At 41.3% G+C, this 264-nt stretch carries 1 rRNA gene; it reads left to right on the top strand.

From position 1 onward, the window contains the following. Positions 1–151: 151 nt before the first annotated feature. Positions 152–264: ribosomal RNA gene (locus tag H5187_RS24225) — 16S ribosomal RNA — on the top strand; the annotation flags it as partial.

Genomic DNA, 264 nt, shown 5'->3' on the forward strand with positions numbered 1-264 from the left:
CAAGGCAAAAAATTTAGAGTCTCAATTGAAACTGAGTGACCAACAGAAGTAACTTATTTATAAGTTGCTTCGGCACAGTCAATTCAATATCGAAAGATATTAAATAAATTCAGAATTCATTGAGCATGTCCTTCGGGACAGAAAAAACTTTTAATTGAAGAGTTTGATCATGGCTCAGATTGAACGCTGGCGGCAGGCCTAACACATGCAAGTCGAGCGGTAACAGAGAGTAGCTTGCTACTTTGCTGACGAGCGGCGGACGGG

It is taken from the genome of Pseudoalteromonas sp. SG44-1, assembly GCF_014164315.1.
In the GTDB taxonomy this organism is placed as follows: Bacteria; Pseudomonadota; Gammaproteobacteria; order Enterobacterales; family Alteromonadaceae; genus Pseudoalteromonas; species Pseudoalteromonas rhizosphaerae.